Source organism: Candidatus Wallbacteria bacterium, from assembly GCA_028687545.1.
In the GTDB taxonomy this organism is placed as follows: Bacteria; Muiribacteriota; JAQTZZ01; order JAQTZZ01; family JAQTZZ01; genus JAQTZZ01.
In genome coordinates, this window is the sequence record JAQTZZ010000002.1 from 63766 (window position 1) to 79880 (window position 16115).

At 50.5% G+C, this 16115-nt stretch carries 4 protein-coding genes; all 4 read right to left on the reverse strand.

Annotated elements, in window-relative coordinates:
- Positions 1-92 precede the first annotated feature (92 nt).
- Entirely contained in the window at positions 93-1490 is a 1398-nt protein-coding gene (locus PHW04_01340) for a hypothetical protein (GenBank protein ID MDD2714515.1), read from the reverse strand.
- Positions 1491-1581: 91 nt separating this feature from the next.
- Positions 1582-5493, reverse strand: a complete 3912-nt coding sequence (locus tag PHW04_01345) for a carboxypeptidase-like regulatory domain-containing protein (protein ID MDD2714516.1) — start codon at positions 5491-5493, stop codon at positions 1582-1584.
- Positions 5494-5653: 160 nt separating this feature from the next.
- Complete coding sequence (locus tag PHW04_01350) at positions 5654-6253, reverse strand: hypothetical protein (GenBank protein ID MDD2714517.1); 600 nt, start codon at positions 6251-6253, stop codon at positions 5654-5656.
- Between the two features lie 85 nt (positions 6254-6338).
- Positions 6339-15821, reverse strand: a complete 9483-nt coding sequence (locus tag PHW04_01355; protein ID MDD2714518.1) for a hypothetical protein — start codon at positions 15819-15821, stop codon at positions 6339-6341.
- Positions 15822-16115 lie beyond the last annotated feature (294 nt).

Consider the following 16115-nt stretch of genomic DNA (forward strand, 5'->3'; position numbering starts at 1 on the left):
GCTGACAGTTATTCCTTTTGCTCCCGAACGCTGCGCTTAGGTCGCCAAAGAAATAACCGTCAGCCCCATTTTGAGTGATGGGATCAGGTCAGTTAAAACCAGTATTTGACAGCCAGTTCCATCACTGTCCCGCCCTGCTGTTTCCGCTTCTCGTGAGTTGCCACCTGGCCAGGCTGGGGTTGGGGCTGGGATGGAACTTCAGGCTCTTCGATCTTCACCTGCCTGTAAGGGAGATACTGTGCCATAGACAGAGAAAAAGCACAGTTCCGCCGGATCTTGTATTCCATCGTGGCGCTCGGGATCAGCACCTGGATCAGGCTGTACTTGAGGCTGTAATCATCGAGTGGAATCCTGAAAAAACCGAACAGAGTGGAATAAAATGTCCGCAGGTCCCCTGACGGTTTCAGGTTGAGATGCTGAATCCCTGCGTCCAGGTTCAGTTTCCGGCTGAATTCCCTGCTGAAACCGAGATTCAGCCTCTGAATCCCCACTTTGAAGTCATAAAATACTATCCCTGCGCTGTGGAAGTAATCATTCACCGAGGAAAAAGGCCAGCTGTCGATTCTGCCTCTCCCATTGCCCAGGAATTTCCCATTCAGGCCTGAAAATTTCCAGCTTTTCTTCGCAAGCTCTCTTTTGATTCCAAGCCCGCGGTAATCATGCCTGGCTTCAGGCATTCCCAGCCAGCCGAAATAGCCTGTATGATAGAATTCAAGTTTGGATTGAATTTTCTCTGTCCCGTGCAGGAATTCCAGCCTGTAATTATGATCCAGCTGAAATTCAGCTGAATAATCCACTTTTTTCCGGTCAAAATAGAAAGGTGCAGAGTAAGTGCCTGATAAAGAAAAAACATCTGCCGGATAAACGCTCTGCCGCATCCGCTCTGTGCCGAATGCAAATTTCGAGGCCTTAATTCCGGCTCTCAGGCCTTCCCTCAGGTCAAGCTCAGAATTATCCAGCAAAATGTTGTCTGTGCCATAAAGATTTTCTGTGCTTACGGAATTTGAGCAGCAACTTTTAAATTTCTCAAGAGTCAGACCTTTTTTCACAAACCCGAAACCCAGCGAATAATCATCCCTTAGATGTTCCTCTGCAGACAACCCTCCACCAGCAACCAGGCCGGATCTTTCGATCCCGAACATCACATGTTCCTGTTCGTGGTTGAAGTCATAATCAAAAGAACCTGTGCGATAAGAATCTTTCCCTTCAGAATCGTGCCCGGCATTCTCTAAGATCAGGCAGGATTTTTCCGGGAGCGGGTAAACAAGCATGCTGTGATCGGTTTGATCTGAGATTTTAACGCCGCGCCCTTTATAAACATTGGAATTGCGGAAAGCGGAAGCTAAAAAAGCCTCCTGATTCCGGTAAATATAAAACGGACGTGAGAAATCATGATTACTGTCCGGTCCCAGATCAAGTCTGAGCGCATCAGATCCATAGCCATCCAGGAAAAGGTCTGTGACCGGCAGCGCCAATGACACTGACTGCATGAAAAACAATGATAACAGACAAAAAAAAGTAGAGACGCACCATGGTGCGTCTCTACAACAGGATTGCCTCGATAGCATGTTTATAAGCTGCCTACCAGTGGACTACCGTGACTGTAATTGATGTGGTGGATCCCTGCGGTTGATCGCAGATGTAGCCGCCTTGTCCGTAATTACCAATAGTGGCATAATTCCCATCTGGCGGACTCATTGTATTGTCCCAGTTTTCCGAACCATAAGTGCTGCAGTTGTAGGGGAAATAATTACCGCTTGAATCCTGAATGCTGTCAACCAGGACCATATTTTGCGGGTCAGTCACAATGCAATAGTAAGGGTAGTTCCCGCTGAAAGTCATGGTTTCAGTGGCTGCGCCAAGAAAAGTGTAGCCATGGTTTTCCGGATGGAATCCATCAGTACCTGATAAAGGTGCCTGGCCGCCATAAACCTTATAAGTCGAACCAGTGATCTGGTTGTCTTCTCCTCCAGGATAACTCCATTGTCCGTAAATCTTGTTCCCGGAGTTGTCGATCATCGATCCCCGCAACCTGATCGAAGTATAGTTGTTCTTCCTGTCAGCAGCATAGTCCCAGACAAACATTCTGATCCTGTGCGGATCGCCGATGTCATAAACAATCGAGGTTTCAGAATGTCCGGGCACTCCTGTGCAGTTTATCCAGGTTTCGGCAGTATCATGATACTGGACTTGGATCCCGATTTCGCAGGTGAGCAACCCTAAATCCTGCATTTCAGAGCTAACATCATACATTACGCCTTTTCCAGTGTAAGTCTCATTGGTCCATTCGAAAGGCGGACCGTCTGGATTGAGGGAAGGCCCTTCCACGAAAAAGTTGGAATGTCCATTGAACTGGAACAGGACTGGCAGTTCGCAGTAATCATGGCCGGCAGGTGTGCCAGAAGTCACGTTTTTCCTGGTTTCCACAGCGTAGATATTGAATCTTTCAAGCTGTTTGCTGCCTGAAACCTTGGCCATCCTGGTCTCCACAAAACTGCCGCTGCTTGCTGTGGTTTGAGGGAACGCGGTTCCATGGTGATCATCGATCACATCAGGATTTTGTTGTGGGTTCCACCACCAGCCTTCACCGACTTCATCGCTGCCCACGAACTTATAGGAATAGCTGACGTCTAGATCATCCCAGCTGATCGGACCGTAAAATTCGAAGCCGAAATAGTAGTAACTGGCGTTCTGTGCCAGATACACTGCCTTGATGTCGCAACCGGCAAGACTTGAGGGCAGATCCTGGGGATCGGAAAGAATCGGAGTCACTCCGCTCCAGTCTGTAATCGATCCGTCTACTGTGATTGTCCTGTAAGATGTATAAGGCAGTTGAGCCAGGTTAAAGTAAGCCATGCCTCCGTTGTATTTGAGGATGTTTGCTGCAGTCGGAGACAGTCCGTTGAGCTTGAACAGGCCGTTCAGGGAATAATCCACGCCGCTCGGCAGATTCATAGGATCTGAGACATCGTGAAGAGACAGATAATAATTCCTCAGATCAACCGGATTGTGGAAAAAGCTGTAGAAACTCAGGCTGAAGCTTGTCTCCAGAGTAGTTCCGATATTAATGGTTGCTGTAACTGGCTTGTCCGCATAGTCAAAGGATTCGCGGAAAGCATTGAGCATGCTGATCAGATTGGTTGTGCTCATTTTATTCATTTTTTCTTCATCCAGTCGGTATTTCTGGATCAGGCTGTCCATGTTGGTATCAGCATATCCCACTAGCATGGTCAGATACTGGATTGAATCCGACATTTTCTGGCCTGCCTTGAGCATGTAAGCAGCTCCATCAGTAGTTTTCAATCTTCCGAAATTCGGATAGCTGCTGTCAGCAAACGGATCGTAACCCTGCTCTTGGCTCATGCTCAGATTCTGGTCCAGATTGTATGAAACCAGGAAGCTGAACATGGATTCGAGCATGCTTGTGTAAATCAGAAGCCCGCAAGGGATTTCCTTGCCCAGAGTAAAACTGCCCTGCCCTCCTGTGATCGCCGAGCCTACAGAATAGCTGAAATTAGGATCAAGCAGGGCTTTAGCAAGCTTGGCATCGATCGCTTCCAGTGCGCTGATGATCCCTTTGATTGCATCCTGAAGCTGTGAAACAGTGGTAAGTGAGGTAGCCAGCTGGGGATTGGCCAGGAAGCGGGGTACAACATCCAGCGGTGAAAAGAGGGGAGCATGCGAACCGCCGGACATGGAAATGAGTTCATTCACTGTCTTGGGGAAAGTGTTGTAATCGGTTGTTCCCATCATAGAATATGCAATATTCTGGAGATTTGAATTTTCGATCAGGTAAACCATGCTCACGAGCGCCAGGCCGAAGTTGGCTTCCACATTGGTCGGATCAGTATTGACTGCTGACTGGTAATTGCTGAGCGCAACAGCCAGGTTGTTCAGCGCGAGACCGGCTTCAGCGAGAGTGATGTAATTCCGCACGGCCTGAGTGGTGGTAGTCAGATTGGTGTAGGACTGAGTTGAAGTTTCGCTCACAGTCACCTGTATCTGAGCGGTCTTGGTCACTCCATCCCTGGTGTAGGTGCAGGTCAGGACAGCGTTACCCGCATTCTGCGAGGTGTAGCTGCCGCTGCTGACTGACCCTACGCCGCTTCCGAGAGTCCAGGTCGGATTAAAAGCAGTGGCTTGTGCATCACCTGTAAAATAAGCGGTGACTGCAATGTTATTCAGATTATAGCTGCTGCCTTTATTCAGACTGATTAAAGACGGGCTGATTCCGATGTGGTCCAGCACTTTATCGCTCCAGTAGGTGTCCTTTCCGTACTTGAGTACACCTGCATTCTGCAGGTAGAACCAGTAACCATGGCCTCGGTTGAGCTTCTGCAGGGTGGAAAACGACATGGCCGCGTTGTTCATGAAAGTACGGAAACCATCATTCCCGCCGTCGTCGGGATTCCGGTAAAATCCCATGATGTATTTGGCGATGCCGCTGATGGCACGGTTATTGAAGACTGAGTCGATCACTGTGTCGACCTGGGTCTCAAGAGTCGGCAGAAATCCATCTTCCCTGCTCCAGTATCCGAGCAGGTTCCAGCCATTGCTTACTGTGTGCTGATGATCTTCGGGAATCATGCTTCCGGCTATTTCCAGGGTGGAATCCTGGGTCATGTACACCCAGTATCCGTGATAGCCGTCCATGGTCAGGAGGGTGGAAAATTCCTTGGCTGAAGTGTTCATAAAAGTCCTGAAGCCTTCATTTCCCACATCCGCAGGGCTTCTGAAAAATCCCATCACATATTTCATGCCTGTGACGTTGGCAAAAATCGTTTCGATTGTGTTGGAAATCGGTGATACTCCAAGACTGATCAGGTTCCAGCCATTCTTGAGGTAAATAGTATTTCCTGTAGCGCCGCTCGCCAGGTTAAGCTGCACGGGCTGCCCGGTAGTCCAGGTAGTGGAGGGTTTGGCTTCCAGGCCGTTGACATGGAAAGTGATGAGATCGCCGCTCACGGCCCCTTCGTCCGCCAAAAGTGTGGCTGCATCATCTCCGTAGATGTTCATTATATAGCGGCCGGCAGTCGTCACTTCGAAAGACCCGCAGACTATCCCCTGCGGATCAATGGCAGTAATCACATCGCCTGGAACAGCCGCTTCCATGGTTGTATCTGCGTCGTGGTCAACTTCCAGCGAACCATAGATCACCATTACATTGTTTGTGAGCGCTACCTGGGGTACCGAATTCAGGGACAGGTCCAATCCGACTATTGCTCCTGTGCAGATAAGGGGATGCCTGGCAGGGTAATATCCGCTCTGATAGGCAATCACTTCATAGGTGCCTGGACCGGACAGTGAAAAACTGTAGTTCCCGCTGCCGTCAGCTGTGGTTTCATCTATTTTCTGGCTGGCTTGCCAGAGTGCAACCTTGCCGCCGCCAGGCGTGACAGTACCACTGACCGAAATACTATCTGCCACAGCCTGGACAGAAAAACCGATAAAGAGAATCAGCAAAAACAAGGCCTGTGTACGATTTCTAAGCATTTTTACCCTCTCATGCGATCTTAGTTTTAATCAAATTATACCTATTTTTCGCTAAAATGAAACAAAAAAAAAGCAGAGGCCCGTCATTGTTGAGGTGCGCTATGCGCGCCTGTACAATGGCGGGCCTCTGCCATTGACTGTAAACTCCAAAAACGATCGGTTATTGCACTACTATTTCTGCAGGGTTGCCAAAAAGGTCTGCTAACTTAAGCTTGATGCTCTCGCCTTTCTGAATCTGTTCGAATTCGATCGAGTACTGCCCGATCTGTTCGACATATTCCACCTTCACCACAGGACTCGTGCTCTTCACGTTTTCCTTCTTCAGAATGACAGGTTCGGAAAACTCGACCAGGACTTTGTTGCCTGTGATGGTCTGCTGAACCACATAAGGAACGGTCTTATCGTTTTCGCCGAGTCCGAAGCTGATTTCCTTGAGCTGGAATTCGCCTTCGTAGGCAAGAGTTTTACCTGTATCGACGTCTCCAATGTAGATTTTGAGCAGATCGCCTTTTTTCGGGGCAGCCGGAGTCATGGGATCCTGGCCGTAAACCGGGATCAGAGCTGCGCCCAGGCGCTTCAGGTCAGCCTGGCCCCAGGCTTTCCCGCTGTTATCCACAAATTTCACCACAGTTCCGACAGGTGCCGGGGAACCGTTCATCCAGACATAGCAGAGTGCGTTCATGCACATCATGGTAGGTGTCACCTGCGCATAAGCTGTGACAGCAATCAGCGCCAGGATTGTAAAGATCTTCTTAGTCATTCTTGTTCTCCTTTCAGGTTCAGGGCGGGTGTAAAACCCGCCCTTACGTTATTTTGTTTGATTATACCACTAACTCCGCAATTTGTCACTGAGTGACTCTGTAGCTGTAATTCAGGCTCCCTGCATCGTTCATGTATAACCAGTAGCCCATGTTCGGATCCATCGTACTCAGGGTGGAGAATCCGATCGTATTCTGATTGTTCATGAAAGTCCTGAAGCCTTCAAGTCCGCCGTCATCAGTTGTCCGATAGAATCCCATGATGTATTTGGCGGTTCCACCGGCAGTCTTAGGTGCTGTGTTGAAGACTGAGTCGATGATGGTTCCTGTCTGCGTCGTGGCTGTGGGCAGGTTCGCGCTCTGGTTGATCCAGCAGCCGGCGAGATTCCAGCCGACGTACAGTTCATAATCAGAGTTGTTGGAGATGGCTGTTCCCTGCACGTCAAGGATGCTGTCTCCAGTCATGTAGACCCAGTAGCCATGATAGCCGTCCATATCGGTCAGAGTGGAGAACTCCTTGTACTCCGTGTTCATGAAGGTCTTGAAGCCGTCACTGTCAGTACCCCTCAGGAATCCCATTACATACTTCATTTCAGGGATCTTGGCGAAAATGTCTTCGATCCTGGTGTTGGACGGCTGCACACCGAGGGAAATCAGGTTCCAGCCCAGCTTGAGGTTGACTGATCTGCTGCCTGAGCTGCCGATGTTTGAACCGGTAACAGCCAGGTCGAGCTTCACGAAATCAGAGGCAATCCAGGTGGTTGATTGCGAGACCGGCGTTCCGTTGAGGCGGAAGCTGATCTTTTCACCTGCCACAGCGCCTTCCACAGTGTCGGTAGTCAGGTTGCTGTCACCGTAAATGGACATCGCGCCATACGCACCTGCATCCTTGACTGTGAACACGCCGCAGAGCACGCCTGCCGGTGTATAGGCAGCGACAAAATCGCCGGCGATCGCATTCTCCAGGACACCGTCTTTGTCATGGTCGAGCTTGCATGAACCATAGACCACCATGGTGGTGTTGGAAAGCTGGGTGGTAGGCGCGAGGCTCATCGAAATGTCGGCACCTGTGACATTGCTGCTGACCTCTCTGGTAATGGTTGTCGGCATATACTTGCTCTTATATGCGATCAGAGTATAGGGGCCGGCGGTTGCAGCCACATCCTGGAAGGAGTAGTTGCCAGCCTGGTCAGTAGCTGCCGAAGCCACCTTGTTGCTCTTCTTCCACAGAGTGACAGTTGCACCATTGATCGCAGTAGCGCCCGTCTTCACTGATCCGGCCAGGCTGTACTTGTTTACTACAGGCTGATTGTCGACGGACGGGATCGTGTAATTGGCATAGAAGCTCAAGAGCTTCCCGTCATTGGCTCTGATTCTGATTTTCACATTGCTCGCCAGGATCTGGAAGTCATCTGCTGAAGCCCAGCTGAAACTGTGGGAAACGCCGCTGGCAGAGGAGGTGAGTTCTGATGTTCCGCCTCCGGAAGCAGTGCAGCCGGACCAGTTGGAGCCGTCGAGCGAGTATTCGAATGAAGCAGTGCAGGTACTGTTCTGGTTGTCTTTGAGCGTGTATGTAAGTGTGATGTTCTCCTTGGTACCAGTATAGGAGATTCCACTGACCACAGGAGCTGTATTGACTTCGCCTGTAGCGACTGTAGTTGCGGCAGCCGTGTACCTGATGCCGTAATCCAGGATCTCCGAGTTGGAGAAGTAGTCCCTGATCTTCAGGTAATAGGTACCCTGGGCCAGGTTGTCGAGCACCATTCTGGTGTAGCGGCCAGTCCCTCCGTCGTCGGCTTCCTGAATCAGGCTTGTTTCGGCTGTGGAGCTGTATAGTTCAAAGTAGGTATCACCGCCTACTTCACCGCTGGTCTGGAGGACCACATTCGAAACCGCAGACAGTGTGAATTTCACCCAGTCCACGTCTCCGGCCGGGTAGATCGAGTGTCTCTGCACAGTTCCGGAAACGATCTCAGTGGCTGCTGCTGCAGAGTTGTCCTTGCCGCCGTTCTTGTGTGTCGCATCATAGTCATACGTGTCTGCCCCTTTGACGATGCCGCCCAGGATTGTCAGGTAGAAATCGGCGGTTTTGGTCTCAGTGGTGTCAGAATAAGTGGCAGTAAGGATCGCAGTACCGTTTTCGGATGGAGCGCGGTAGACCGTGGTTTCCAGAGTGCCCTGTCCGCTCTTCTTCACCCATCTGACGCTGGAGGTCACTTCAGCGGTGGTTGCATTGGAATAGGCAGCTACTACACGCACATTTCCGATTCCGAAAGTCTGGTTGATCTGAACTTCTCCGGTGGTCCTGCCGAGTCTCAGGGCAGTCAGGATCTTCTGGTTGACTGGGCCGCTTGGGACTCTGGCGTAAATCAGCTGATTGCCGCCGCCCAGGCCGTTCACAGTCATCGCATTATAGTAATTGTATAGAATATGAGGCATTTTGCTGCTGTCAACTGCGATCATCGCGCCGAAACCTACCATTCCCTCGCTCTGGACCACATGCAGATCCCACTGGGTAGCGCCGCCGCTCAGATTCTTCTTGAATGCGTACTTAAGGTCTCCTTCACTCTGGTAGTAATAGGAGATGTGCACCTGATCGTCCTTGTCGATCGCGATTCTGCTGTCTGAGCCTACATCGCCGCGCTCGTCGACAGTCTCGCTCTTCCAGAGGCCGTTTTCCCTGTACCAGTGCATCAGGTCTTTCTTGTTGTTGTTGTAGCAGGAGATGTGAGGGCTGTCGTGGGAGTCGACTGCGATGCTGGTTTCCATGGCATAATCATCGCCGCTTGTGACGGCGGAAATCTGCCAGTTGGAACCGTTGAAGCAGGCGTATTTCACATCCCAGTTGGTGGCGTCGATATAGGAGATGTGAGGCTTGTTCTGCGAGTCTACCGCAAGGGAGAGTCCTGCGCCGACCTCCCCTTTGCTGTCGACAGTGACCGGTTTCCAGCCTGTGGAAGTCTTGATCGCATACTTGAGGTCCTGATTGGCTGTATCCATATAGGCAAGGTGCAGCCTGCCGTTCCTGTCGACCTTCAATTTAACCGTGTATGTCATCACTGTGTCGATCTCTTCAGTGGGTTTCCTGGTATGGTCTGCTCTGTTGATGGTTACAAGCGTGATGCCGCTTCCTCCACCCACTGGGAAGACGCCGCTCATGGCAGTATTGGCATAAGCGATGTGGATTTCAGTGCTGGAAAGCGCCAGAGCAGGTTTGCCCATGCCGCAGACGTTCTGGATTTCATCCGCAATTTCCCAGGTGCTTCCGGTCCAGACAGTGTGCTTCAGAGAGCCTCTGTTTGAGTCGAAATAGGCGAAATGCGGTCTGTCGTTGGAATCGATTACAATGGCTCCGCCAGTGTAAACCTCGGCAGCCGGGTTGATCTGGAATTTCTCGAAAACCGAGAATCCGCCTTCGCCTGCCACGTTCACACTGAGCTGTGCGGTCACGGTTCTGCCGTTCTCAGTATAGCTCGCTTCCAGCATGGCAGAGCCGCCGGCTCCAGGAGCATGATAGATGCTCCCGCTCAAGCTGCCGCCACCTGTCTTCACTGTCCAGGTGATTGAACCTGAAACCATCATTGGATTGCCGAAACTGTACTGGGCGAAACTCATGATTCCAGAGAGGTCGAACTGGGTGTTGGCGTTGATGGTGATCTGAGCAGGTTCGATCGTCAGACCTGTCACGCCTTCAACATCAATGCCGCCCTCTACTAGAGTGCAGTACTTCAGGCTGTTGTACATGCTGTCAGAGTAAGAAATATGCGGGATGTTGTTCGAGTCGAGCACCAGGGAATTGGTTCTGCCTGAGCCCTGGAAATCGTCGGCAGGCACTATGATCCATTCTCCGCCCATTTCCTTGGGTGCGCTCTGATAAGCGTACCTTAGAATGTCATTGCCATAGTCGTAATAAGAGACATGCGGCAGTCCGTTGGAGTCGAACGCCAGGCTGCTGTAGCCACCTACATCGCCCTCGTAGCCGGTGAGCGGATCATATCCGTTGTCCACCACTTCACGGGTCCAGACATCATTGTCGCGGATAGCGATCATGAGATCCTGGTCGTCTGCGTTGTAATAGGTGACTGCCGGCTGGCCGTTCTGGTTCAATGCCAGCGAAGTGTTGACCTCGGGTGGTGCAATCCCCATGTCCGCTATAGTCCTGGTTTCCCAGGTTCCGCCGACCAGTTCCGCGTATTTCAGGTGATGCGTCGTGGCGTCAATATAGGAAATGTGCGGCACATTGTTGCTGTCAATGGCGAGTGATGCTCCTGTGCCGACTTCTCCTGTACCGTCGATCACCTGTTTGCTCCATGATGTGCCGTTGAATATGGCGTACTTCAGGTCCTGATTTGTTTTGTCGTAATAGGCAATGCGCGGGTTGTTGTTGCCGTCGATGGCCATAGAGCAGAATTGTCCGACATCGCCGCTCGAATCCACTGTGGAGATTCTCCACTGCAGCCCGTCGTAGGTCGCATATTTCAGGTCGCCTGTGCCCTTGGCATAGTAAGATATGCACGGCCTGTCAAAGCTGTCGAGCTTGAGCGACGGGTACATGCCGTTGTCACCAGTGCTGTCCACGAGCTGGTTGAACCACTGGAACCCGTTGTAGGATGCATATCTGAGATCACCGTTCGTGAGGTCGTAATAGGCGATATGCGGATATCCCTGCAGATCGAGGCTGATCGAGGAAATGATTCCGACCATTCTGCCGACATTGTCTCCATCTACGACCATGCGATGGAACTGGCCGATCTGGTTGAAATTGTCTGTACTGCACATGACCTGGACCATAGCGTCAGCAAACTGCGGCACTCCGTCTTTAGTAAACATGGCTCTCAAGGTCACCATCTGGGGAGTAGTCGGTGCTGTGAATACATTTCCCGTGTCAAGTGAACCATCACCCTGGAGCTTTGTCCAGGTGACTTCGGACGGATTGACGATTTCGTCGCTGCCGTTTGAGTAATGGGCATGCACTCTCAGCCCGTCTTCAGCATCGATTTCATTGGTGGAACCGGGCAGCACATATGACATCGCTGGTTCGACGCTGATGTTGTCGAGCTGGATCAGATTGCCTCTGGTGATATTCACATAAAGGTCTGCTATCATCTGAGAACCTTGCTCACTGTATGTGCAGGTGATGGTGGCATACCCTTCCGCAGGAGGAGCTTTATACTCGTTGTTGTTGCGGATCTGTCCCTGTCCGTAAGTCACGTTCCAGGTAAGCTGGTCGTGGGTCAGGGTGGTTTCAGTTCCGTTCATGTAATGAGCCTTGACTACAAACGGTTCCAGCATGAAAGAACCGTTGGGCGGGACTCCAGTGGAGCAGGGGTCAATGCTGATGTACATCAGGTTGGAATTGGTATTCATGCCTACCGTGATTCCAAGATAGGCTTCAAAGGTCTGCCCGCCGGACGGGTATTTGCCGTTCAGGTAGGCATATGTATCGAAATCCGGAGCAGTGTAAATCCCGTTTGTGATGGTACCGACTGATTCAGTGCCATAGGTTTGCACGTTCCAGACCATCAGTTCAGGCGTGAGATTGCGTTGTTCACCTGTCATGGTATAGCCGTTCACTGTGATCAGACTGGCGATCTCGATTGAATCTCCTGCATTCACGAAGAGCGAGTATGGTGTGACATAGATGCCCTGCAGCTGATCCGGGTCTCCGGCTACGATGTGCAGGTAACCATAGAAATCCTGCTGATCCTCAGTATGTTTTACGGTCAGGTCGGCATAGCCCGTAGCATCAGCCACATATGCCCAGCCTTCAGAGGTGGTGAGGTAGCCTGTACCGTCCGTAATATACCACTGAAGATCAGAGGTGATTTCGCGGGTCTGGCCGTTCATCTGCATGCCTACCAGCTTCACATCAGGGGAACTGAGCGTAAGGGTGGTATGTGGTGTAACGACCTTATACGAAGGTTCCAGGTAAATGCTGGTCAGAGTTTCGCTTTGTCCGGGTTCGCCGAAGTCAAAGCTTACATAAACGTCATATGGCGTGCTCGTCTGCGGGTCATAGTAGGTACCGCGGCAGCATCCGAATCCGCCCATCAGCGGCCCGTGGTAGATCTGGTTCTGGTCGATCCAGCCCTGTCCATACTGCAGCGACCAGTTATGGATCTGCGTATTGATCTCGACTGTGCTGCCTGTGCGAGTCATGCCTACCAGCTGCACTGTAGCGAGGTCAAAGGTGCCTCCCTGCGGCAGGGTGTGGTTGCCAGGCACAGCATATACGCTGTCAAGGTCATTCTGATTCCCGACATATACAGAAACATAAATGGAGAAGGTTTGACTATTGTATGTAAGGGTGGACTGCAGGCTCTGATAGCCTGTGACAGCAGAAGCATGGAAAACTTTGCTGGTCTGGTCGACCCAGCTGCCTTCCCCGCAGCTGATGGTCCAGTCGGCTACTGTATAATTATCTGTAATCGGGACTGTGTCGTACATGCAGGTACCCTGGTTCATCCGGTAGCCAAAATAATAAAGGCTGGAAAGAGGGAAGGTTCCGGAAGACTGGACAGTGATCTGGTATGGCTCAACAGCCACCCACTGGATCTGGTTGGCATCAAAAACAGTGATCGTGGTATAGATATAGAAAGTTCCATAGGTCGGATCAACATACTGGGCTGAGAGCGAGGCTGATCCGCCGTAATTCGGGGGGACGTAGACAGGAGTCGCGCCTGAACTGTCGATCCACCCGTCTCCGTAATCCTTGGTCCAGTTCGTGATTTCTCCGGTCAGCTCGACTGTATCGTAGTTCATCTTCACACCGATCGGCTGGACAGTGGATAAATCAAAATTATGCCCTGGAGTAGTCTGCAGGTTGTAAGGGCGGATCGTTACGTAATTAAGGGCATTAAAATTACTGGCTGTCGTATCCACATAAAGATAGATGTTAAAGTAATTGCTAGTGCCTGGCTCACACCATGTAGTGTACAATTCAGAATATCCGCCCATCATCGGTGCATGGTATGATCCCTGATAATCAATGAATCCGTTTCCGTAACTGAGGCTCCAGCCCTGCACTTCCACTGTGTAGGAACTGCCGTCCATCCTGTGGACTCTGCCTTTCACCTGGTTCATGGGATAGATATCGCCTGGATTCAGGTTAAGGTTGGCAGGTTCAGCCGACACATAGCTGACTGCATTGGGATTCTGGATATCGAGGCTGATGTAAATATCGTAATAGACGCTGTTGGACAGAAATGTACAATGCAGCGTGACATAGCCCTGAGCCGGAGTATGGTAGATGTTGTTCTCAATAGAGCCTTGGGCATAACTGGCGGAGTAAATATCCCAGCCCTGATTCACACCAGTCACTTCAGTCGTGCTGCCACTCATCGTTACGCCTACGAGATGCACTGTGTTCAGGTTAAAAGAAGTGTTGGGCCCGACAGTCAGATATTCCTGTTCAGCTCTCATGTAAGAAATCAGATTCGGGTCGCCTGCTGTGACAGTGAAAGGAAGCGAAACCGGGAAATGGTTCATGCTCGCATAGTCATAATAATCGGCGGTCAGGCTGCCGCTGGCTGCAGAGCCTGGAGCAGTATAGCAGTAACCGCTCACAGTGCCGCCGCCGTATGATACGGCCCAGCCTGAAATGTAGCCGTTGGTCTCTGTGATGGAGTTGTTTGCATCAAAAGCAGTGACTGTAATGTAGGACAGGTCGTACGACTGTCCGGCACGGAGTGAAATGCTGCTCGGATCAGGTGTCACGTATGAGATCCCGCCTACCACATCGGCATAGGAAGAGATTGAAAAATAGAGATCATAGCTGCCGTGCATCGGATTCATCCAGGTACCGGTCAGGCTGGTATAGCCTGGATCAATCGGAGCGTGGAAAATCCTGTTGGCGTCAACATAGCCTAAACCTGAAGTAATGCGCCAGTTGGTGATTTCGCCTGAAATCTGCATCGGCTGATACAGCTTGTTGTAACCTGTGGCATGCAGGCTCTTCAGGTCAAAGGCTCCTGTGCCTGCAGGAATCATGGTCGAATATTCATCCAGCGATACATAATAAAGATCAGTGTCTGCACCGAGATAAATACTAAAATATGCATGGAAATAGGAACCATTCTCATTATACTCACCCTGCAGGCAGACATTCTTGTTGTTCAGGGTGATGGGAATGCCTGAAGGCAGATAATAGCAGGTAGCCTGCTGCATCGGGTGCATTGGATCAGGTGACATTCTCTGGACCATTCCAGCGCCTTCGCCCTCTACGATCTTCCAGGTCAGATTATAAATCTCCATCGTAGTCTCGCTGGGTGATGTGCCGCGATGCGCTATCACTTCCAGGGAGTCGCGATTATAGGTGAGTCCAGGACCCATATTAGGAGGAACCAGGCTGACCTGGTAAGGCACTACTTCCAGATAGCTGATATTCACCGGAGTCTGGGAAAGCACCTTGACTTGAGTCGAAACAGCATCCATATAGGCCAGCCTAGCCAGATTGTGGTTGTAATCAAAGCCGATGCTTGGCGCAAAAGTCTGGGTAGTATTGGCTATGACTTCTTTTGTCCAGCCTGAAAAAGTGTGGACAGCCATATACAGCGAATTCGGGAAATTATTGTAAGCCAGATACTGGTGGTCGCCGCTGTAAAACAATGAGCAGTAATAGCTGCCAGCGCTGTTTGTCATGTCTGTGGCGTTGAAACTGTCGTCAATTGCCTCTGCAGTATCATAGCCGCCGTGGCAGCGCCGTTTGACCAGCATCAAAGTATGATTTGCCTTGGAAAAGTAAGAAAATGTCGGCCGCAGAGTGTGCTGGTGAGTGAGATAGTCATACCCTTCATCAACGTCCATGTCGAAATTCGGACCTACTCCTGTCACGACAGTTTCAGGCTGTGTCCAGGTCTTGGCTTCATCTGTCTGCTGATACTGCAGCTTCAGGTTGTTGTCTTCCACATATGCCACGAACAGCTGGCTTTTACCGATGTCGGGCAGCACACCATAATGGAGCACGGTTTTAGGGCCAAGTACAGCTTGTCCTGCCTGATGCAGGACTTCCACAGTCCAGGTTGTACCGTTGGTGCGGGCGAGTTTTACATTGTTTAACGTTGTATCAAGGTAAGAGATTGCAGGCTGTGTGATCTGGGTCTGCATGTCATAAGCCAGGCAGATGGAACTGCCTGTTCCCACAGAACTGTTTCCGCCGTTGTCGACAAGCTGAGGGTGAAATACGAGAGTTTCATAAGTATCCTTTGAAACATAGTTGTACCAGAGATCGCCGCTGGTAGCGTCTAAGTAACTGACATATGGCATTCCATTGTAGTCCAGATCCATTGAGGGATATTGTCCGAGATCCCTGCCGCTTACATAGGCAAGAGTCTGGTTGATCCATGTCTCTGAAGTTCTATCCCAATGGCTGCAGATCAGGCTTTTGGTGACATTATCATAATAAGCTACAGCTGAATCACCTGAAGAATTCATTTTCATTACCATGTGGGGAATTTGTGGTGTTTCAACCTGTGTGCTGATGACCGCGGTCGGGTTCCATGAAGTGGCGGCCTGCGCCTGCGGTACCAACAGTGCGACAATCAAAAGGACTGCCAGAAAAAGTGATCTCATTCTTCCTCCTCCTGAAATTTATAGAGAATATCTTTACTGCTTGAAAGAATTTTATCCAGGCCTGGCCTTGAAGTCAAGTCTGCTGTCGCAGGGCCAAAACTCAGTATTTTCATGGGTTTTCAGTGCCAACGAATTTTCTGCATGTTCAGGGAGGACAGTGCAAATTTATATGCCGCACAATTTTTTTTGCTCAATTTGGTGACAGGTAATTCAATTGGTATTTAAAAGATTATATTAGTCTATTTAAATCATTTTGATCAATTTAATCAGGAAGGTGCCAAGGCCAGACACAGG